At 65.6% G+C, this 22,010-nt stretch carries 15 protein-coding genes; 10 read left to right on the forward strand and 5 right to left on the reverse strand.

Annotated elements, in window-relative coordinates; genetic code table 11:
- Nucleotides 1–23: 23 nt before the first annotated feature.
- From flgL to OU995_RS23660, 4 genes are all read left to right on the forward strand, one after another.
- Nucleotides 24–1,271 carry a flagellar hook-associated protein FlgL gene (gene flgL, locus OU995_RS23645; RefSeq protein WP_267832623.1) on the forward strand — a complete coding sequence of 416 codons (1,248 nt, stop codon included), beginning with the start codon at nt 24–26 and terminating at the stop codon, nt 1,269–1,271.
- 13 nt (nt 1,272–1,284) lie between these two features.
- Nucleotides 1,285–2,448, forward strand: a complete 1,164-nt coding sequence (locus OU995_RS23650; RefSeq protein ID WP_267832624.1) for an EAL and HDOD domain-containing protein — start codon at nt 1,285–1,287, stop codon at nt 2,446–2,448.
- Nucleotides 2,449–2,459: 11 nt separating this feature from the next.
- On the forward strand, nt 2,460–5,816 hold the full coding sequence (locus tag OU995_RS23655; protein WP_267832625.1) for a PAS domain S-box protein: 3,357 nt from the start codon (nt 2,460–2,462) through the stop codon (nt 5,814–5,816).
- A 199-nt stretch (nt 5,817–6,015) separates the two neighbouring features.
- Nucleotides 6,016–6,582 (forward strand): response regulator, encoded by a 567-nt coding sequence (locus tag OU995_RS23660; RefSeq protein WP_267832626.1) that lies wholly within the window; start codon nt 6,016–6,018, stop codon nt 6,580–6,582.
- A 425-nt stretch (nt 6,583–7,007) separates the two neighbouring features.
- On the opposite strand, the gene OU995_RS23665 is transcribed toward OU995_RS23660, so the two are convergent.
- A complete protein-coding gene (locus OU995_RS23665) occupies nt 7,008–8,660 on the reverse strand; it encodes a sensor histidine kinase (RefSeq protein ID WP_267832627.1) in 1,653 nt (550 codons plus the stop codon).
- 212 nt (nt 8,661–8,872) lie between these two features.
- Between OU995_RS23665 and OU995_RS23670 the strand changes: the two genes are divergently transcribed.
- From OU995_RS23670 to OU995_RS23690, 5 genes are all read left to right on the forward strand, one after another.
- On the forward strand, nt 8,873–9,280 hold the full coding sequence (locus OU995_RS23670; RefSeq protein ID WP_267832628.1) for an Hpt domain-containing protein: 408 nt from the start codon (nt 8,873–8,875) through the stop codon (nt 9,278–9,280).
- A 22-nt stretch (nt 9,281–9,302) separates the two neighbouring features.
- Nucleotides 9,303–11,486 (forward strand): putative bifunctional diguanylate cyclase/phosphodiesterase, encoded by a 2,184-nt coding sequence (locus OU995_RS23675; protein WP_267832629.1) that lies wholly within the window; start codon nt 9,303–9,305, stop codon nt 11,484–11,486.
- A 15-nt stretch (nt 11,487–11,501) separates the two neighbouring features.
- Complete coding sequence (locus tag OU995_RS23680; protein ID WP_267832630.1) at nt 11,502–13,361, forward strand: sensor domain-containing diguanylate cyclase; 1,860 nt, start codon at nt 11,502–11,504, stop codon at nt 13,359–13,361.
- A 101-nt stretch (nt 13,362–13,462) separates the two neighbouring features.
- Nucleotides 13,463–15,922 (forward strand): hypothetical protein, encoded by a 2,460-nt coding sequence (locus OU995_RS23685; RefSeq protein ID WP_267832631.1) that lies wholly within the window; start codon nt 13,463–13,465, stop codon nt 15,920–15,922.
- A gap of 91 nt (nt 15,923–16,013) precedes the next feature.
- Nucleotides 16,014–18,251 (forward strand): hypothetical protein, encoded by a 2,238-nt coding sequence (locus OU995_RS23690; RefSeq protein WP_267832632.1) that lies wholly within the window; start codon nt 16,014–16,016, stop codon nt 18,249–18,251.
- A gap of 4 nt (nt 18,252–18,255) precedes the next feature.
- Here OU995_RS23690 and OU995_RS23695 read toward each other — a convergent pair whose 3' ends face one another.
- From OU995_RS23695 to OU995_RS23705, 3 genes are read right to left on the reverse strand one after another with little or no spacing between them, the layout of a single operon-like run.
- Entirely contained in the window at nt 18,256–19,041 is a 786-nt protein-coding gene (locus tag OU995_RS23695) for a metallophosphoesterase family protein (RefSeq protein WP_267832633.1), read from the reverse strand.
- Nucleotides 19,038–20,108, reverse strand: coding sequence for a diacylglycerol/lipid kinase family protein (locus tag OU995_RS23700; RefSeq protein ID WP_267832634.1), 1,071 nt, complete (start codon nt 20,106–20,108; stop codon nt 19,038–19,040). The genes OU995_RS23695 and OU995_RS23700 overlap by 4 nt, the downstream gene beginning before the upstream one ends.
- Nucleotides 20,109–20,125: 17 nt before the next feature.
- Nucleotides 20,126–20,659: a pyridoxamine 5'-phosphate oxidase family protein gene (locus OU995_RS23705; protein ID WP_267832635.1), complete on the reverse strand. Its 534-nt coding sequence runs from the start codon at nt 20,657–20,659 to the stop codon at nt 20,126–20,128.
- Between the two features lie 379 nt (nt 20,660–21,038).
- Here OU995_RS23705 and OU995_RS23710 point away from each other — a divergent pair, with 379 nt between their 5' ends.
- On the forward strand, nt 21,039–21,788 hold the full coding sequence (locus OU995_RS23710) for a hypothetical protein (RefSeq protein WP_267832636.1): 750 nt from the start codon (nt 21,039–21,041) through the stop codon (nt 21,786–21,788).
- Here OU995_RS23710 and OU995_RS23715 read toward each other — a convergent pair.
- The gene (locus tag OU995_RS23715) at nt 21,769–21,978 is read right to left on the reverse strand and encodes a hypothetical protein (RefSeq protein WP_267832637.1); all 210 of its coding nucleotides are present in this window, start codon (nt 21,976–21,978) and stop codon (nt 21,769–21,771) included. The two genes, OU995_RS23710 and OU995_RS23715, sit on opposite strands and share 20 nt — an antisense overlap.
- Nucleotides 21,979–22,010: the final 32 nt, after the last annotated feature.

Genomic DNA, 22,010 nt, shown 5'->3' on the forward strand with positions numbered 1-22,010 from the left:
GAACTGACCTCAGGACACCTGCCATGCGCCTCTCCACCGCCAACATGTTCGAGGCCAGCATCTCGACGCTGCAGAAACGCCAGCAGGAGATGCAGGACGCCCAGCAGCGCCTGACCTCCGGCAAACGGGTCGAAAAGGCCAGCGACGACCCCACCGGGGCGGCCCGCGCGGAGCGCGCCCGCACGGCCATCGGCCAGGTCGATGCCAGCACCCGCGCGCTGGAAGCCAGCCGCAACAGCATGACCCTGGCCGAAAGCGCCCTGGGCGATGCCAATGAAATCATGCAGCAGATCCGCGAAACGCTGGTGGCCGCTGGCAATGCCAGCTATACCGACGCGGAACGCAAGGGCCTGGCCAACAAGGTGCAGGGCCTGCGTGACCAACTGCTGGCCATTGCCAACCGGGGCGACGGGTCTGGCGGCTACCTGTTCTCCGGCCAGGGCACCACCGGCACCCCGTTCCTGGACAACCCGGTGCAACGCGACGCGGCCGGCAATCGCACAGGCGGCGGCGTCAGCTTCGAAGGCATCGGCGGCAACGTAACCACCGGTAACCTCGAAAACTATCCGCTGAGCGTGGATGGCAAGGCGGCCTGGGAGCAGGCGCGCAGCGGCAACGGCACGTTTGTGACCGGTGCCGGCACCAATGCCACCACGGGCGCGGCCCCGGCGGGCTGGGTCGATTCCGGCCGGGTGACCGACCCGGCGGCCGTCACCGGTGACAGCTATTCCATCGTCATCAGCGGCACGGCCCCGTCGCAGACCTATACCGTCTTCAATGAGACGCAGGGCCATGTCCCTGTGGCCAGCGACAACTACACCTCCGGCAATACCGTCAAGTTTGACGGCATGTCCATGACGATCGGCGGCAATCCGGTGGATGGCGACACCTTCACCGTGGCCCCCTCCACCAACGACCTGAAGGTGTTCGACGTGCTGGACCGCACCATCGAAGCCCTGCGCAAGGAAGATCGCACCGGCACCGAAATCACCCAGGACAACCTGGTCGGCATCCGGGATCTGGATGCCGTCATGGGCAACCTGACCAACGTCCGCAGCCAGGTCGGCGAGCAGATGAACAACCTCGACGGCTCCCAGACCCGGCTGCAAACCTTGAAGGTTTACAACCAGGCTGAGCAATCTGCCGCAGAGGATCTGGATATGACGCAGGGCATTTCCGATTTCCAGAACCAGCAGACGGGCTACGATGCGGCGTTGAAGACTTACGCGATGGTTCAGCGCATGTCGCTGTTCCAATACCTCAACTCCTGACGCCGCCATCTGCATGAACTCGACGCACGCCGTGCTGGGCCAATTGGCCCTGGGATACGCGCCCCTGGTTTCCAGGCAACTCGACATCGAAGCCACCCGCGTGACCGTGTTCGCTTTGCGCCCCGAAGCAGCACCGGCTGCGGCGGACGTGCTGGCGGCGCTCACCGACGCTTTCCCTGCGAAGGCTGTGGTGCTGAATGTGGCCCATGAAGGGCTGCTCAAAGGCCTGCTGGCCGCCCCGCTGCCCCGCCACTTCCGGGTGGAAGTGCCCGCCTTCCTGATCGGGGACGCCGACCTGGCTGCCCAGATCCAGGTCCGTGCGGCCGAAGGCGTGGTGACGCTGCTCAAGGGCCGTTCGGACGCCACCGGCTTCAAGCAGATCGTGCTGGACCTGCCGGATCTGGCCGGTGGCCCGGCCCCGGCCGGCAAAACGGTGCTGGTGTCTGGCGCCCGCAGCGCCGATGACTTCAAGCAGGCCTGGGACAAAGGCGCGGCCGGTGTGCTGGGCTGGCCATTCCATGGCGAGTTCGAAGCCCCGGCCACGCCGCCCGCCACCAAGGACACCCAGGCGGCGGACTTGCAGGTCATCGTGGAGCTGATGTCCCGGGTGGACCAGGGTGAGGATGTGGAACGCCTGGAGCAGACGCTCAAGCGGGATCCCAGCCTGGCCTTCAAGCTGCTGCGCTACATGAATTCGGCGGCCTTCGGCCTGTCGGTGGAGGTGTCGTCCTTCCGCCACGCCATCATGCTGCTGGGGTATGCCCGCCTGCGCCGCTGGCTGGCGCTGCTGCTGGCCACTGCCAGCAAAGAGCACGCCATGCGGCCCGTCATGTTCGCCGCCCTGCGTCGCGGCCTGCTGATGGAAGACCTGGCCAAGAGCATGGCGGAAGCCGAGCTGCGCGATGAAATGTTCATCTGCGGCCTGTTCTCCTTGCTGGACCACATGCTGCGCCAGCCTTTCGAGCGGCTGCTGCAATCCATCCCGGTGCCGGAGCGGGTACGCCAGGCGCTGGTCGACAAGACCGGCCCCTACAAGCCCTATCTGGACCTGGTGCAGGCCATCGAGAACGAATCCGTCTTTGACACCCGCACCGCCATTGATGCGCTGATGCTGGCCCCGGAAGAGGTCAACAACGCTGTGCTGCGTTCGCTGCACAAGGCCGGCCAGCTGGAGTAAGCCCCGCCCCCATGGACCCCACCACCACCGACCCCTTTCGCTCACTGCTGGGCAAGCGGTCGGTCCTCGGGTCCCCGCTGCTGTTTGGGCTCTGGGAGGGCCCCTGGCCGGCGCTTGTCACAGATGCCCAAGGCCATGTGCTGCTGGCCAATGACCGGCTGATCGAGCTGCTGGGCCCGGTCACCCTCAAAAGCCGCCGTCTGCATGGCGCTCACCGTGCCCAGGAGCTGCGGCTGGTGGACGACCAGCAGCGGGAGCATCTGTTGCAGGCGTCGCTGCACCCGCTGGAGGGCAGCGACCTGACCCTGGCCCTGCTGCAAGACCACAGCACCGAGCAGGCCGCCCGAGAACGCGCCGAGCGCATGCAGGCGGAAATCGACCAGTGGCTGGACCTGTGCCCCCTGCCCGCCCTGATGCACGACGACCAGGGCCTGCTGCTGCGGAGCAATGCCGCCTTTGCCCGGCTGGCGCAACGCCTGTGCCCACAACCGCCCGCCAGCCTGCAGGACCTGCCGCCTGACTGGCTGGCCTTGCTGGTCGGGCCGATTCCCGAAGCCGGCACCGAAACTCATCGCCAGGCCCTGGTGGCCGAGCCGCAGGGCAAGCCTCGCTGGATGCGGGTGCGGGCGCGCCGTCTCAGCGGCCCCTGGCACCGCCCGCGCCTGCTCTTGATGCTGGAAGACCGCAGCCGTGATCAGGCCCTGGAACTGGCGCATCAGCAGGTGCAGGCCTTGATGGACACCGCCGGGGTGGGATTGGCCACGTTCCAACCGGACGCGGGATGGTCCAGGCCCGGGGACGTGCTGGACGATCTGCTCGCCCTGCCGGCGGCCGGGGAAGTGGCGTCGCCCACATCGGCGCCCACATCGGCGCCCACCCGAGCGGCTTCGGCGCCGCCTGCGGCCACGGCGGCGGCACCGATTGGCACCAGTGCTGCGGGGGGAGCCACCAGCAAGGCCAATGCGCTGCAGGGTGTCAACCGGGACATGGTCGATCCCGACTCCCGCGCCGACTACGAAAAACTGCAGCAGGCGATCAAACAAAACCAGCCGGTGGCGCTTCGGTATGCGGTGCGGCATCCCGAGCTGGGGCTGCGCTGGCTGCTCACCCGCGTGGAGCCGGGGCAGTTGTCCTCCGGTCAGCGGATCACCTCGGTCCTGACCCTGGACATCACCGACAACCAGCAGGCGCAAGCCCGATATGAGCTGCTGCTGCGGGAGTTGGGAGCGATGCTCGACGGTGCGGGCCTGGGCATGGCCTATGTCCGCAAGCAACGGCTGCTGCGCAGCAACGGCGCGCTGGGGCGGATGCTGGGCATGGGCGGTGAGCCCGAACCTGGCACCCCGTTCGAGGCGCTGTTCCAGGCCCTGCCTGAGCTGCATGCCCAGGTGATGGCCGCCCTGCCCGGTCTGAATGAAAACGGGCTGGAATTCGAATTTGAATGGCCGGGCGGGCAGGCCGGCCAGGACCCGCGCTGGCACGCCCTGTCGCTGCGGCGCGTGGTGCCGCCGGAGGCGCCGCAAGAACAGGCGCTGGTGGCCGTGGTGAGCGACATCTCGCGGCTGAAGGCCCAGCAGGCCCAACTGGAAGCCCTGGCGCAGGACCGGGAGCTGATGTTTGACCTCTCGGACGTCGGCATTGCCATTCTGCGGGACGACCACCTGGTGCGGGCCAACGAAGCCCTGGCCCATCTGCTGGGTTACCGCCCGGATGATCTGGTCGGGCTGCCCCATGCGGAACTGTTTGAATCACCGAGGGAATTCGAGCATGAGCGACGGGCGGTGGCCAAGGCGCTGTCCGAGGCGGGCCTGTGGCGCGGAGAGCGCCGGGTGCGCCGACGTGACGGTTCCATCCTCTGGATGCAGGTCAGCAAACGCCATGTGCGGGCGGGCCAGCCGGAGACCGGCCTGATTGCCACCTATCTGAGCGTGGATGAGCGCCACCGTGCCCAGCAGTCGCTGCTGCTGCAGACCGAGCGGGAACGGGCGGTGCTGGATTCGGTGCTGGTGGGCATTGTCACCGTCGGGCGGCATGGCATTGAATGGATGAACCGGTCGGCCCGGCGTATGTTCGGCGGGGACCTGGCGGCATTTGCTGGCCAGCCGATCAGCAGGGTGGCGACCGAGGCGCCGGATCATCCCTTCCGCCAGACCCACTATCTGGATGACTTGGCGGAGGGCCTGGCCGAGACCTTTGAATGCCGCCTGGTGGCCCGGGATGGGCGGGAATTCTGGGTAGTGGGCAATGCGGTGGTCACCGGCAGCGGGCCGGACGGTGAGCGTCAGCTGACCTATGCGCTGCTGGACATCGAGCGCCGCCGCCAGGCCGAAGCGCAGAGCGAGCAGGCCCAGGCCTCACTGCAGCGGATCATTGAAGCCGCGCCGATTGCCATCAGCCTGCACGACGCCCGCACCCTGCAAGTGCGGCAGATCAATCAGGCGGCTGCGGCCCTGGCCGGGCGTGAAGAAGAGGAACTGGTGGGGGCCAGCCTGGAAGCGCTGTTTGGCAGTGAACAGGCGCAGGCGGTGCGCAGCGACATGGAATTTGCGCTCAACAGCTCTGAAGTCCTGCAGCGTGAATACCGGCTGCAGGTGGGTGGCCGCACACGCGTCTGGGACACCCGGCTGCTGCATCTCTCGGGCATCAACGACGCCAGCGGCGAAGTCGAACCGGAACAACTGCTGCTGGTGGCCAGCGATGTCACCCAACAGCGGGCGCAGGAAGCGGCGCGGCTGGAGGCGGCGATTGCCCAGCGCGAGCTGCTGGTGCGAGAAGTGCATCACCGGATCAAGAACAACCTCCAGGGAGTGGCGGGTCTGCTGCAGCAGATTGCCGCCCGCCGGCCGGAGGTGGCCACTGTCATCAACGAGGCGGTGGGCCAGGTGCAGGCGATTGCCCAGGTGTACGGCCTGCAGGTGGGCGCCTCGGGCCCGTTGCGGCTGCGCCAGGTCATTGAAGCGGTGCTCGGCTCGGTGCAGCGCATGTTTGGCCGGGACATCCGGGTGGAGGTTGGCGGGCTGGTGGCGACGCAGTCCGAGCGCTGGGGCCTGCCGGAGGTGGAAGCCATTCCGATCGCGCTCACCCTGAATGAGCTGTTCACCAATGCACTCAAGCATGGCGGCACCGCCCCGGTGCTGTGCGAACTGGTGTTTGATCCGGAGCAGGTGCTGCTGCGGATTGTCAATGAAGGCCAGTTGCCGGCCGGATTTGACCTCAAGCAGATCCGTGGGGGCGTTTCCGGCCTGGGGCTGGTACGGGCCTTGCTGCCGCGTCGCAGTGCCTTGCTCAGCCTGCAGCAGGAGGAACACCGGGTGGTTTGTGAACTCAGTTTGTGGCCGCCGGGGGTCAGTTGGCTGCCGCAGGAGTGATTGGACTCCTTGCAGATTGTGACGGCTCGCAAACGATAGGGGCGGTCTCCGACATTTCGGTGACAATGTTTGATCAGCCAATGAGAGCTTGGACAGCAGCGTGAACAGCGTGAGTGGCGTCGGTGGCGCGTATCAAAGCGCCTTCGGGAATCCCCCGAGTTCGTCTGGTCATGGGACGGGCAAGGGCCGCATTTTGGTCGTGGATGACGACCGTCTGGTGCTGGCCACGCTGACGCATGGTCTGGCGCAGGCGGGTTATGACGTGCTGGATGCGGACAATGGGGATGATGCCATTCTGATTGCGCGCCAGCAGAGGCCGGACCTGGCCTTACTGGACATCCGGATGGAGGGCATGAGCGGCTTTGATGTCGCGGGCTACCTGAGGGATTATCTGCAGATGCCCTTCATGTTTCTGTCGGCCTTTGCGGACGAAGCCACGGTGGCGAAGGTCAAGGAGCTGGGGGCGTTGGCGTATCTGATCAAGCCACTGGACATTCACCAGATTGTTCCTGCGGTGGAAGCGGCATTTGCCAACCGTCCGGCACGTACTGGCAGCGCTACGGCGCCTGCGGCCCCGATCGAAAGCCAGGAGGCTCTGGAGCGTGTGGAGGCGATGGCGCTCGGCATCTTGATGCACCGCTACTCCCTGACGCGAGCGCAAGCGCTCGCGCGTCTGCAACGCATGGCTGCCGAGCAGAAGCTGACGCCCGTCGACCAAGCCCAACGCCTCATCGAAGCCGTCGAGCAACTTGCCCTCGGCGCCTGACGCGCACAGCGCCGTCCGAGCCGGGCTCGCGGTAAGCGAGAGGGGCGACCGTCAGCGTCCACATTCACTGCTCCTCGCTGCACCTAGTCGCGCAGGACGCGCGCAGCGCCGTCCCAGCGGGGCTCGGGGTGCGCGAGTGGGGCGACCGTCAGCGTCCACATTCACCGCTCCTCGTTGCACCTAGTCGCGCAGGACGCGCGTAGCGCCGTCCCAGCGGGGCTCGCGGTAAGCGAGAGGGGCGACCGTCAGCGTCCACATTCACCGCTCCTCGCTGCACCTAGTCGCGCAGGACGCGCGTAGCGCCGTCCAAGCGGGGCTCGTGGTGAGCGAGGGGGCCGCCGCCGGGCCGCCCCAAGGCGGCCCCAGCCCCCTCGGGGGGCGTGTTTGGCTGGCCCTAGGCCAGCCAAACCGGGGGCTCACACACCTTACACATTCAAGTTGAAATAAAACCTCGCCCCCTGCCCCACCTCGGACTCGGCCCACATATCGCCGCCATGCCGCCGCACGATCCGCCGGGCCGATGCCAATCCGACGCCGGTGCCCTGGAACTCACTGGCGCTGTGCAGCCGCTGGAACACGCCGAACAGCCGGTCCGCAAAACGCATGTCAAAACCGGCGCCGTTGTCCGACACAACAAACACCTGCTGGCCATCCCGCATCATGGCCTCGAACCGGATGGCCGTTTCTTCCTGCCGGCTGCTGTACTTCCAGGCATTACCCAGCAGGTTTTCCAGCACCATCCGCAGCAGGGTCGGATCCCCCGTCACCCGCAGCCCTGGCTGCACATAGGTCTGCACCTGACGCTCCGGCGCGGCACGCCGCAGTTCGTCCAGCACCATCGACGCCAGCAGTGACAAGTCCACCGTCTCCTGCCGCAGGGTCTGGGACGACAACTGCGACAGCGCCAGCAGTGCATCGATCATGCTGTGCATACGTCCGGCCGCACTCAGCACCCGGTCCAGGTGATCATTGCCCGCCCGGTCCAGCAAGCGCCCGTAATCTTCCTTGAGGATGCGAGTGAAGCCTTCCACCACCCGCAGCGGCGCACGCAGGTCATGTGACACCGTATAGCTGAAGGACGCCTGATCCGATCTCGCCTGTTCCGCCGCCCGCATGGCCAGCGCCGCAGGCACCGTATCAGCGGCGCCCTGCGGCCAAAGGCTCAAGAGTTGCCCCAGCCCGTGCCGCACGGGCGTGAGACACAACCACCAGGCGCCACAGGCGCTGCCCGATTGCAGATCCGGTTCCCCCAGCGCTTGCCGTAGCTCCTCCGGCAGCCGTTCTTCGCAGGCGCGCCACAGTTGCCCTTTCACCTCCACCGTTCCGCCCATCATCTGGGCGGCGGCTTCATTGAAATCCATCAGACGGGCCGTGGCGCCGCTCGGGGCATCGCTCAACAGCCAGGCCGGGCCCGGCAGCGCATGAATCCAGTCGGTCGACAGGGCCGGCGTCAACAGCAGGCTGGCCCCCGCCAGGGCGGCCTCGTCGTCATCCCGCAGGCGGGCGGAGCCCAGATACCCATTGAAATGGCCGGTCGCATCCATCAGCGCCTGGCCTCTCAGCTCCCATTGGCGCCCCTGGGCATCCCGCACCTGCCAACCGCCAAACGACTGCCCACTGGCCAACCCTCGTTCGAGGTCCAGGCCTTCATCCGTCGGCTGAAATCGCTCCCACAGCGTCTGGGTGACCGACCCGTGCAGCGGCCCCCCCACCCAGTTGGAGGCGGGCGCGCCCTGGGGCGCCTGCCAGCGCACCAAGTGATGCGAGGCGTCGGTCTGCCAATGCCAGTCGGGAATCAACTGGCTGAACACTTGTGACTGCTGCCGCGCTTCTCGCAGCAATTCACCGAATTGCGCACGCGCCAGCCGCACGGCCATGTGCCAGGACACGGCCGCGACAAACAGCATCAGCACAGCCCCAGCCACCAGGGCGGTAAGTACCAGCCCCGGGCCCGCCTGCTCCAGATTCATCGCCAACAGCAGGACGAGGGCAAGAGCCGCCAGCCCCAGGGCCAGCGCTGCTCCCTTCCACGGCCGACGGCGTACGACGGCTTCCCCCAACCTAATCATGCTAGCCATTGTAGGCAGTCAACTTGCAGGTGCGGCAGCTCCCTGCGCCAGTGCCGACCGGGATGCAACACCCATGTCCTGGAAAAAACCAAGGGCTTACCCCGATTTGGGTTGGGGGGCTTGGCAGATTTGCCGCTTTTTCGCACGCTTGATGGCTTGCAGTGACAGACAATGCAGTGTGACCTTGCGTGAAGTCATCACCGCAGATCCATGATTAAAAGATGTCACCAGACCACATCCTGACGATGCCTCCGCGACTGAAGCCCACTTCCTCCGTGCTGGACGAGCAGGCGCTTGCCCGACTGCGCGAGCTGGATCCGGGCGGCAACAACCATTTGCTGGAACGGGTGATTGGCGCCTTTCTGAAATCGCTGGAGCAGCAGGAAGGTGTGTTGGGCCAAGGTCTGGCACCGGCGCCAGACCTGGCGGCGGTGCGCCATGTGGCGCACACGCTGAAATCGGCATCGGCCAGCCTCGGCGCCATGGGCCTGTCCCAGCGCTGCGCGGAGATTGAAGCAGTGGCCCGCGCCGGCGAGGCGGATCGACTCCCCGAACTCACCACCCAGGTGCTGGCCGAGATCGATGCTGCACGCCAGGCGATGCAGCAGCTTCTGCCCCCGGCCCAATGAGAGCAGCGACGTGAAGGACAGCATGCTGAACGAACGTCCCCGCGTCCTGCTTGTGGACGATGACCAGGTCAACCTGATGTTGATCGAGGCGGCGCTGCGGGAGCACGGGTTCGACGTCACGGCCATTCACAGCGGCGAGCAGGCATTGGACATGGTCACCCAATGGACGCCGGAACTCATCGTGCTGGATGCACTGATGCCGGGGCTGGATGGTTTCCAGACCTGCGAACGCTTGCGTGCTCTGCCGGGTTTCGAGAACGCGCCCATCCTGATGCTGACCGGCCTGGATGACGAAGCGTCGATCAATCGCGCCTATCAGGCCGGGGCCACCGACTTCTTCGTGAAGTCAACGCAATGGCGTCTGCTGGCCGGGCGACTGCGCTATCTGCTGCGCAGTTCGCGCACCCGCATCGAGTTGGAGCGCAGCAAGGCCAAACTGGCCCGGGCGCAGGATCTTGCCCGCATGGGCAGCTTTGAATGGCAGACCGGTCAGGGCTTTAAATTGGCCAATGAAGCGCTGCGGGTATTTGGCCGCAGCCCGACCGATCCACTGGACTTCATTGGCGTGATGCGCATGGTGCCGCGCGAGGAGCGCCTGCTGTTCATGCGCTTGCTGCGAGATGTGGTGGCCCACAACTCGGTGCTGGTCACCGACCTGCCCTTCACCCTGCTGGATGGACGCCAGCGCGTCATCCACATCGAAGCCGAGCCGGAATTCAATGAGCACGGCAATGCCTGCGGCTATACCGGCGTCATTCAGGATGTGACCGATCGGCGCATGGCGGAAGACCGCATTCGCCAATTGGCGAATTTCGATGCGCTCACTGGCCTGCCCAATCGCCGGCAATTGATCTGGCGGGCTGAGCGCGCCATCGAGGCCGGGCGCCGCATGGGCCATGACGTCGGCCTGCTGCTCATCGACCTGGACCGCTTCAAGGTCATCAACGACACCCTCGGTCATGCCGCCGGGGACGAACTGCTGATGGAAGTGGGCCGACGGCTGCGTTCCTGCGTGCGCCATTCCGATCAGGTCATGGAAGGCATGCTGGAGTCGGTGGGCACACGGTCGCACCGCACACTGGAAGCGGTGGGCCGCCTGGGTGGAGATGAATTCGTGGCGTTGCTGCCCGAGGTCAGCGATGAAGGCGATGCCGAGCGGGTGGCCGAACGGGTGCTGGAAGCCCTGCGCGAGCCGATCTTCATTGCGGGGCAGGAATGTTTTGTCACCGCCAGTGTGGGCATTGCGCTGTATCCACGGGACGGCCTGACCATGGCCGACCTGCTGCGCAATGCCGACGTGGCCATGTATGCCGTGAAGAATCAGGGCCGCAATGCGTCGGCGCTGTATTCGCCCATGCTGGCCGGCCGGGGCCGCGAAAAGCTGGAGCTGGAATCGGCCCTGCACAAGGCCATCGAGCGCGATGAGCTGGTGCTGCACTACCAGCCCAAGATCGACGTGCGCACCGCCCGCATGGTGGGCGCGGAGGCACTGATGCGCTGGCGCCGGGGCAACACCCTGGTGCCTCCGGGCGAGTTCATTCCGCTGGCGGAAGAAACCGGCCTGATCGTGCCGCTGTCCGAATGGGCCCTGCGCGAGGCGGCCCGGCAGGCCAAGGTCTGGCAGCTCAATTTCGGATTCTCGGAATCGATCGCCGTCAACCTGCCGAACCGGCTGTTCGAGCGCTCCGACCTCGTGGAGCACATCCATCAGTTCGTCAGCGCCTGGGGCGTGCCGCACCGAGCGATTCAGCTGGAGATCACTGAAACCGGGCTGATGAAGGACCTGCAGAGCGTCATTCCGTCGCTGCACCGCTTGAATGAGGTGGGCGTGGAGATTTCGATTGACGATTTCGGCACTGGGTATTCGTCGCTGGCCTACCTGACCACTCTGCCCATCTCGGAAGTGAAGATCGACCGCAGTTTTGTGCGGGATCTCGGTATTACGCCGCAAAGTTCTGCGGTGGTTACTGCGATCATTGCCCTGGCCCGTTCGCTGGGGTTGCAGGTGATTGCCGAGGGCGTGGAAACGCTGCGTCAGATGGAAGTGCTCAGACGGCTGGATTGCAGCCTGATGCAGGGCTTCCTGTTCAGCAAGCCGCTACCGCCGGATGAGCTGGAGCGCTGGCTGGCGCAGACCGTGCTGCCCCGCAAGGCTCCCTGGATCCTTCCCTCGGCCGAAGCTGGCGAAGAATTGTCCCAACGCTGATCTCAACTCTTACTCATGCCGCAGCAGCCCCCCGCTCTGATTGCCAAGGCGGCCCTGCGCCGCCTGGCGCTGGACAAGCTGGAACCCACCCCGGAGAACTATGCCCGGGCCTATGCACAAGAGGCCGGTGAACCCCAGCGCGACGTGGCCGGTCATCTGCCCGAACGCGCGCAAGTGCCGCTGAGCCGGCTGTTGAGCCTGGCCGTGCCCGATCTGCAGGCCCGCACCGGCCTGGCCACGCAGCTCAAGGAAGGCCGCTGGGACGAACTGCAGCGGGCCCTGGAGGCCCTGCAGCAGACGCATGGCGCCAGCGCCCAGGCCGAGCAGATGGCCCAGTTGATCGAGCGGCTGATGAAAGGGCTGGAACGCGGCGGCCGCCAATGGACCCTGGCCCGCAAGAAGGACGGTGTGCTGCGCGTGCTGGCCAGCAACCGGACCGATCCGCAACGCCTCATGCAGCGGCTGCGTCAGCTGGTGGGAAGCTGGGATGGCGACGTGAGTGACGCGCGGGTGGAAACCCAACCCGCACCGTTGGATGACGGACTGGACGACGACGACAACGACGATCGCAACGGCGGCACGCCCAGCCAGTTTTTCACCGACGACGAAGTGGCCCAGCCCCAGGAAGACAGCGCCCGGTATGGCGAGTTGTCCAGCCTGCTGGGCGGCCAGGGTCTTGGCCAGGCCAGTTGGCCGGAGATCGGCACCAGCCTGGGTGGCACCGTGCAGCAGGCGCTGCGTGGGGAAGATCCACGCGCGCTGGAGCTGGTGGCCGAGCTGGATGCGGCCCTGGCGGAGATCCGTCGCGACGGCGCCTCGCCCGAGCGGGCCGAAGCCATGGAAGCGTTGTGCCAGCGCGTGCGTCGCTGGCTGGATCACCGGGACCATGCGTTTACCGAACTGGGCAAGCTGTGCGGCTCCCTGACCGCCAGCCTGGCCGATCTGGCCGAAGACGACTCCTGGGCCCGCGGCCAGTGCGAGGCCATGGGCCAGACGCTGGCGCAGGGGCTGACCGCCCGCAGCGTGCGCTCTGTCAATGAGCTGCTGGCCAACACCCGCAGCCGCCAGGCGAGCCTTCGGGAGGAGCGCAGCCGCGCCCGCGATGCCCTCAAGGGCTTGATCAACCGGATGCTGCAGGAACTCGGCGAACTGGGGCAGCACACCGACCGGTTCAGCGACAGCGTGGGCCGGTATGCCGAAGTGATCGAGCAGGCGGACACGCTGGAAAGTCTGGCCGGTGTGGTGCGCGAGATGGTGGAAGAAAGCCGCAGCGTGCAGTCACTGGTGCAACAGACCCAGGGACGCCTGCGCGACGAGCATGACCGGGCGAGCCAGTTGGCCGAGCGGGTGGAAGCGCTGGAGAGCGAACTGCGCAGGCTCTCCAATGAAGTGCAGACCGACCAGCTCACCCAGGTGGCCAACCGCCGCGGCCTGATCGCCGCATTCGACACCGAACGGGCCAAGCTGGAACGTGAAGCACGGCCGCTGTCCTTGGCCTTGCTGGATATCGACAACTTCAAGAAGCTCAACGACAGCCTCGGCCATGCGGCCGGCGATGAGGCGCTGAAATCTCTGGCGGCCCGTGTTTCCGGGCTGCTGCGCCCGGGCGACACGGTGGGCCGCTGGGGTGGCGAGGAATTCGTGCTCATCCTGCCCGAGGCGCCGCTGGAAGAAGCCCAGGCGGTGCTGCTACGGCTGCAGCGCTCCCTGTCGGCCAGCCTGTTCATGCATGAAGGCCGCGACGTGTTCGTGACCTTCTCCGCCGGGGTCACCCTGTATCGCCAGGGCGAAACCATGGAGCACGCATTGGACCGGGCCGACGAGGCCCTCTACGAAGCCAAGCGCACCGGGAAGAACCGGGCCTGCGTGGGCTGAACCCAGCCCGGCCCGGCCCGCCGGGCGGGCGGGCCTCTGCGAACGTTCTTCTGGACGGGACCACTCACGGTGCATCCCCCCTCCCGCTTGGAGCGTTTTGCATGATCCGGTTGCCGGTCTCCTCCCACTCACTTGATGCCCCTCACCAGGAGGCACCGGAATCGGATCTCCGTGCGGCCCCGCAGTCGGTGCCACTTCCCGGACAACTACCGTCCACCGACATCCCCCAATGGATGCGACATTTTGAGCGCCTGAGCCACGGCGACTCGATCGATGGGGCGACACTGGCGGATTGCGTGGGCCAGTTGGTGGAACTGAGCCATACCGGCTCGCGGGCCTACGGCTCGATGCAAGCCCTGGTCGCGGAGAAACTGAGTCGGGCAGGTTCCATTTCCTTGCCACGCGCCCCCAAATCGGTGCATGAGCTTCGGAATATGGAAGCTCAGCTTTGGCAGCACGTGCTGTCTCCGCAGGCCCAGGACACCAGCAGGCCCATCGGCATGCAATACAACCTGCGCTACCTGGGCGGCGCCTTGTACAAAGCGCTCCAGCGGCAGGACGTGTCCACCATCCCGCTCGTGGTACACAAACCGAAGTGCGTCGATTTGGCGTTGGAGAAGCGCTACGTCCTGCAACTGCCCCTGCGCCTGGACGCTGCCGCAGTCAGGCCGGGACAGGTGCTGGCTCACAGCTGCGAGCGCACTGTGCCCAGTGATCCCCAATCACCATCCGTCATATCCCTGGTCAACGAGGCGGATGGACTGAGCATCCATGTGCATGACACGACCTCAGCCCGCCCCATGGCCGTTGCGCGGGGAGGCGCAGAAGCAAACGCCGAAGCCTTGGCCAGCCGTTTCATGAGTGCGTCTCCGCTCACCCTCCAGAAGGCGGTGTTGCAGTACAACAGCGGCACGAGCCTGGCCCGGATGTTGCAGTTGGCGCCAGATCTGCCAACGGATCTGGCCTCCATCGCGCTCGTCAGGTGCCCCGGGGACGAGGCGCCCCGGCTCGGCGTTGCTCTCAGTTTGGACTACAGCAAGCTGGCCGCATCCTCCGACCTCGATCGCCTTCTTCCCAGAGACCCGCAGCTCGAGAGGACATTGGCATCGGCACGCGCATGGGCCAGTCACACGGAACAGGGATATCAGCAGGTCCGCAGCCCCTATGACACCGTGGACATGAAGCTTTACCGGCCCGGGCTGGTCCGAGGTTGCCTGGTGCGATTGCAGCTGGAGGATGCCCATCAGGCAGGCACCGACCGCCATGCCATCCATTTCACTCCCCCGCTGGCCACCTTGATGCGCATGATGACTCCGCGAGAACGCGAGATCTACCGGTGGTGTCGTGGCGATTTGACCTGGCAGCGTGATGATCGCCTGGCCACGATGATGGCCGAAGAACCCCACCGGGACGATTTCACCGTCCCCCCCGGCACCATCATAAATCGACACACCGGGAGTCCGATCGGAACGATGCAGCTGATGGCTCGGCCGGGCGTGGCGCCGGGTGTGGAATTGAACCTTCCCTCCCCCCAGCCGCCCACTTCGAGATTCGGTCACACCCTGAGGCTCAAAGGATCGCCCCAGCCATCCGCCGCCCTGCCGCCGGTCACGGCCTTCCATGACCTACGTCCATTGGCCCGGCAGGCGCGATGGCTCAAAGACCTGATCCCTGCGGGCTCGCAGGACAAGAACGCGGCCTCTGCGGCGCTTCCTTCGGAAGGAGATTCCGGCAGTGCTCTCAAGGTCCCGGCGACCACCACTGCGGCACGGCGTCAGCGGCTGGCCGAGCTGTTCGTCGACACCCCCGATGCCCCCTCAGGGACATCGACACCCGGGGCACAGGGAACGCGGGCGGCGCAGCCGTTGGCAGCCGACGACTCCTCCATCGAGTCCGGGGACTATCCGACCCTGGTCGCCCTTCCACCGGGTGCAGCGGATGCGCCGAGGTCCCCCACCGAGGCCCCCTCGAGTCTGCAGACACTTCGGCCTTCAGCAGCGGCGGACACTGCGGAGACCGTCCAGGAGCCGCCCACGACGGTCGGAAGTGGCGAGGAATCCGCGTTTGCGAAGGGCTACCACGTGGAAATTCTGAAGGTCGTGAAGGATCTCGAGACCCCGTACTGCTGGAACACTTTCGCCTCCGAACTGCCGCCCCGCTTCCTGCCGGACTGCTCCGGCTGGCCCGTCGGCCGTGGGTTGCAGGTACTGAATGCCACCAACGGGAATGAGATCAGTCACGAAGGGACCACGGTCGCAGGCGCCTCACCGGTCACCGTCGTGCTGAACCCGGTGACTCGGCATTACAACTCCCTGTTGAACCAGCAGCTTTATGAGGTGGCAGCCAACGGCGACTGTTTTTTCTCTGCAGTGCTCCATGCCATGGGGGACAGCGACCGCGCGGCCTTGTTGAACCAAGCCAATCCCACCCTGCCAGCTGAACCCACGATTTCGTCGGCGGTCGCAAGCTTGCGCAGCCACCTGGCCGATCAACTACGCAACAACGTGATCGACTACCGTGAGGAGATCATCCGCATGCACGACCTCATCGAGGGGGATTAAACACCGCCCTTCGCGGCGATGTCCCGTTGCTCAGGAACGATCCCGCCGTGCCACGCACTCAGAGGTCTTGCCTGCTTTCGGAGCGCCTCCCATGATCAGTTCCCTGGCCACCCTCTCCGCCTCGGCCCTCCAGCCCGCAGAACCGGAACCTCCCGCCGCAAGCGGCACCAGCACCTCCGCCCCGCCTCGTTGGGCTGCTGCGGCCCCCGGGCACCTCCCTCGTGCTGGCAACACCCGTGATGCGCCCAAGGGTTGGACCAATACGCTCGATCTGCTGCCCATCCTGCAGGGGCTGCACGCCCTTCAGGATCTGCCTGTGGACGACCCGGCTCGTATCGACCAGTGTGAAGCATTCGCCGATCAGATCGCCCGATGCTCCGCCGTCTACCTGATTCCCGACAGCGGCACCTGGGATCTGATTCAAGCCACACGCTCATCGATGGCACAGGAGGTCCTGAATCCGGTGTCCCGCAGCGCGTCCCGGCCTGTCGGCGTGCAGAACGTCCTGGCCCTGTTTCTCCCTCAATGGGAGGAGACGTTGACGACGTGTGGCGCCGGTCGCGAAATCATGCTGGTGGCCAAACCCGCCGTGCTCTCGGCCCCGCTCCTGGTGGCCTCGGCCGTTGGCACGGGAAACTGGCTCGGTGAGCACCTGGCCCGGACCGAGCGTCTCCTGGCAGCGACCACCGAAGAGATCCCGCTGGGCGATGCGCTGGGACATCCGCTGCTGGCCCTCGGCAGCAAGCCGTGGGGACTCCACATCGCGGTGCCACCACAACTGCCCGCGGGCGGCTCTTCCAAATTCGTTACCGAACGCGCGCTGGATGACTTGCAAATGGCGCTGTTTGAGGCCGTCGGCTGTGACAGCCTGGCGACCGCAGTGGACAACTACAACCAAAAAGCCAATACGCCTCTTCGTCTGGTGCTCCGACCGGACGTTCCCCGCGAGCTGACCAACGCTGTCGTTCAGCCCTTAGCTGTCAGCGTCATCGAACAGGAGATATGGTTCACCTATGAGTTGCTGGCCGAGGACAGCGTTTTGGATGAGCAGATCGCAGACGACGATCACCTCGTCAGCATCCTGCAAAACGCCCGTGTGCTCGCGCAATCAATGGAGCAGAACGCTACACCGGGCAAGGTGTTGCGCCGCTTGCCAGCTGGCGAGGTCTACCGGCCGATGCTGCTGCGGGGCTGTGCCGTCCAGCTCATGCTGGAACGGCTTCTCAGCGAACGCGCGGGCGATCGCACCGCCACATTCGGCGTTCCGCTCGGACATGTCGAAACGCTGATGAGCGCGACCGAGCGGTCCGTGTGGGCGGACATGAAACAAAGACGTGAGATGTGGAGCGCAGGCAACGGAGAAGGCCGTGCAGCCGCAGCGGCTGCAACACAAGTGCAAGGGTCCTATGTGGAGCGATCAACGGGTCAGCCGATGGGAAGCCTCCTCCTGCGAGAAATGACGGACAACTTCCTGGAGGACGACGATGAGGACGATGGCTACAGGGATATCGACATCCACGCGGGTGACCACTGTGTCCCGGACAGTTCGCAGGCAAGCCGCCCGGCGAAGGTCCCGCGCCAGGCCGATCCTGTCCAGCGCAAGGATCTGTCGCGGGACCTGCACCCAACCCAGCAGTGGTGGTACCAGGCGCTCTTGGCCTACCAGCAGGTGAAACAGGGAACGCTGCATTTCGACAACTTGAAACCCTTCCGCCTTCAGCCCTCCTGGCTGAAAAATACCGTGAACCCGACGCACGCCCCTGACGTGACAGCCCCTGTTGAGTTCGAGCCGCAAGACACCCAGGCGCCGGGGGCCGAGCGCCTGCTGACCCCCTTTGCCGTCAATTTCAACCGCGAGATGCGCACCATCCTGGAACAGATCCGCGAGCCTGGGTCATGGGCCTCGTTCAGCGCCGAGCTTCCGCCGCGCTTCATCACCGCCTGCCCGGGTTGGCCTGCAGGTCGGCCGCTGCATATTCATCATGTCGACAATGGTGCCCAGCTGTTTTGCAGCGAATTGGCGGGCAAGGATCGCCCCCCAGTCGTAGTGGCCCTGGACCTGAAGAATAGCCATTACCAGGGGGTGTCAGAAGGAACACTGCTCGACAACGATCTTGACGGCAACTGCTTCTACGCAGCAGTGCTGGCCTCGCTGCCGAAGGAGGAACGCGAAGCGCTGTTGAGCGCCTGCGGCGTGCAACACGTCGAGACTTGCTTCTTGCCTGAAGCGACGACCGCCCTACGTCATCATTTTGCGAACCATCTCGCGCTGAACATGGACGCCTACCGCGACCGCATCCAGCAATTGCACTTGGAAGTGGGCTCATGAGCGCTCAGCGAAGTACGCGGCCCTCCACCCGCATGAAGCAGACCTGCTCTTCATCAAAGTCCCAGCGCTCGACCGTCCATTGCTCATTGAGGTCGACGAGCTGCACCGAATTCGGCACCTTGCCACGAATACGCGTGCTGACGGCAGTACCCGCCTGAACCGCGAACATCGGGCGAGGCAGGGACGGCCAGCGCTCCCGTAGCGGCACGATGAAGGGCAGGTGGATATGCCCCCCCATCACCAGATCGGCGCCAGCTTCGGCCCAGGCCCGCACAGCCGCTTCATGCCCGCGCAGCAGATTGGCGCGGTCACTGTCCCGCGTCACAGCCACCGGCTGATGCACGGCCACCACTTTGCAACGCAGGGGCCCGGCGTCTCGCAACTGCCTGGCCACCTGCTCGATCTGGGCCTTGGAGACTTCACCGTTCTTGTGGCGGTACCAGCGGGTGGTGTTGATGGCAATCACCATCACCTCGCCATCCTGGAAGCAGCCTTCCAGCGCGCCGTGGAAATGCTGCTGAAAACGTTGGTAGGGATGCGCGCAGCGGCTCCAGACATCGAACAGCGGAATGTCATGATTGCCGGGAATCGCCAGGAATGCCGCTGGAGCAAGGCGATCCACAAATTCCCGCGCCGCGCGGAATTCCGGCACGCGGGCGCGCTGGGTGATGTCGCCGGTCATCAGCAGCAGGTCCGGAGCGTGCTGCCGCCAAAGGTTCTCCAAGGCGGCGAGCACTGCGGGCCGGTCCGTGCCGAAGTGCGGATCGCTCACCTGCATCAGCAGGGTCACCGGGTGGGTCCTCCTGAGATGGGTGCGCCTTGACCCGTGGGGAGGGCCGTCGACTGCGCTGGCGGCTGGGCATCGGCCGGGGGAGTGTCCGGGTTGGACGGTTGGGACCGTTGGGACGCCTGCGCTGCTCGCTCCGGTGCCAGGCCACGGGGACGCACCAGCATCAGCGGCTCGGGACCGAGCTCGAAGGTGAGTGGCAGTTGCATCCAGACAATCTCACCGTCGGTGGCGACCTTGACCCGCCGTCTGCCGAAACGGCGTGCATGCACGGTCAGACGCCGGAAGGAGAAGTCCACCAGGTCGTCGGCCTCGCCCAATCGGCCCAGCGCGCCCCGCAGCAACAGCCCCATCAGGCCCAACCGGCTCACCGGTCGAATGGCAACCCCTGCAAGTTGGCCCTGGTCAATCGCCCTGGATTCGGGCAATCCCACCTGCTCCATCTGCAGGGCGTTGTTGCCAACAAACAGCGTGGGCGTGCGGATCTCACGGGGCGCTTCGGGGGCATCCGGCGCATTGAAGTTCAGACGCAGCGACCGGTGCCCCTTGAGCAGCGTGGCAATGCCCGCCCCCAGCGCGACCAGACGACTACGACCGAATTGCTGCTTCCAGCTTTCCCGATCTTCCAGCAACTGCGGATAGAGCCCGACACTGGCATTGACCAGAAAGGCACGGCCATTGACCATGCCCACCTGCACCGGTTGCGGCGACTCCTCCAGCAGCGTCTTCATGGCCTCTCCGATCTCAGCGGAAATGCCATGGGTGCGGCTGAAGTAGTTGAAGGTTCCACGCGGCAGCACCCCGTAGGGACAGCCGCTGCCCAGGGTGGCCTGCGCCACCGCACTGAGCGTGCCGTCGCCTCCGGCGGCCACCACCACGCCATGCGCCGAACGCGCACGGCAGACCGCCTCCTGGGCCGTCTCCATGAGTTGGTCGGGAGACTCCACTGTCAAAAGCTCGGCTCGGCGGCCGTGGGCCGCGCAGGCCGATTCAATCTCACGACGGACTTCCTCCCGGTCCCCGCGACCGGAGGCCAGGTTGAACACAACAAACAGCGGCGGACCGGCCATGCGCAAGGCTCCCTGTTTCAACGGGCGTTCATCCGGACATCACCCGTTTCGCCCAGTTGGCGCGGCGGCTCCCCGGTCACCAGGCTCTTGGCCATCTCGTACAGCTGCGTCAGCTTGCTGGCCTTCACATCCCAATAACTGGCATGGGTGATCTTCACCTGCACCAGGGCCACATCCGGATCATCCACGCCCTGCGGGAACCAGGCCTGGGCGGCCTTGTTCCACAGTTGCTCGCGTTTGGTACGGTCTTCCACCAGCGCGGCACGACCGGACACCGACACGTAATGATCTTCATCGGTATTGGCGTAGCTCACATTCACGACGAAGTCCCCCTGGATGTCGGCCACCGGCTCACCTGAACGCGACATGAAGAACCACAGCGTATCGTCTTCGTCGACGGATCGGTTCTGGGTGGTCATTGGCCGCGAATGCAGATGGCCATTTGCATGGCGGGTGGTGAACATCGCAAAGCGGGTGTCCTTGATCAGATTCCACAGCTTGTGGCGGCGATCGGCCTCGATCGAGGGGGAAGTGGTGCTTGAATCAGACATGTTCACGAACTCCTGAAGACTTGCCGCTTCCCTGGCAAGCCGCGTTCCCTTTACCATCCGTTCACCTCGACTGGCGCTACCATGCGCTCCGCAGAACGCGGCTCGCGGCATGCAGGACGCCTCAAGGTCCATGCGGGACCGGCGCACAAGCTTCACACCCCTACGATCTGCACTGCAGAGCGGCACGCATGACCTGGGCCGCCCAATCGGCATACCAAGGTCGCTCCGCCTGCATGCCGCGAACCGTTTGCACGTCGTCGGCGTCAATCGGAATGCCGCGCGCGACTGCACAACAGGCTGCCCTGTGGCAGCAAGAAGCCATGAGCCCCCGCCACGACCCTGCGTCCAGCCGGCACTCTTGAATCAGAAGACAAGCATCATGATCTTCCTCCAGGCCTCCTCCAGCCGCGCGGGTGTGCGGCAGTTTCCGTTCCTGAATCGCCTGGCTCGGCACCCGATGCTGCGCCTCGGGCTGGCCTCGGCCCTGCCCTTGCTGGCCCCATCGGCACAGGCGGCGGGTGGACATCATGCGGTGGACGACGCGTCCATCCTGGAGCCTGGGCAATGCCAGGTGGAGATCTGGCAGGAACGCACCGAGCATGGCGCCGGCACGCTGAACCATGTCGGGCCGGGGTGCCGCTGGGGAGCGCTGGAGTGGGGGCTGAATGTGGACCAGGTCCGGCAGACGGGACAGGGTCGCCAGACCTTTGCCGGCCCCCAGGCCAAATGGGCCACCGCTCTGACCGATCAATGGAGTGTGGGGTTCTCCGTGGGCGCCAACTGGACCACTCGGGACGTCCGCTACAGCGGAAGCACGATGGTGATACCGGTGACATGGCAGCCCACGGCCACGCTGGCGGTGCATGGCAACCTCGGCCTCGACCAGCAACCGGGCGTTGGCGCTCAGGCACGTCGCGGACTGGCAGCGGAATGGACACCGTCGGCGCATTGGTCCTTCATTGCGGAACGCTTTGACGACCACGACGCCCGCCACTGGCGGGGCGGCGTCCGGTATCTCGTCAACGAGCGCGTGTCCCTGGACCTCAGCCGCGCTGCTTACCTGGGCGCCGAGTCCCGACCCTGGTGGACGTTTGGCGTCAACTGGGTCTTCAGTCCAGGCGCACGTTGAGACGCAGCCAGGTCACCGTCCCTTGCGAACGATTGCGCACGATTGCGCACGGCAAATTCTGCATGGTCTTGAGATCCAATCCCCAATTGCCGCGTTCGGCCCCATAGGCGATGACCGGGCCGGCGGACAGCGCCTGCACCTTGTTCTCACCAGCGGTGCCGCCTGAATCGGCCGTGAACTGCTTCAGCACATACCAATTGCCAGGGGTCATTCAGGCGGTAA

This window comes from Roseateles sp. SL47, from assembly GCF_026625885.1.
In the GTDB taxonomy this organism is placed as follows: Bacteria; Pseudomonadota; Gammaproteobacteria; order Burkholderiales; family Burkholderiaceae_C; genus Roseateles.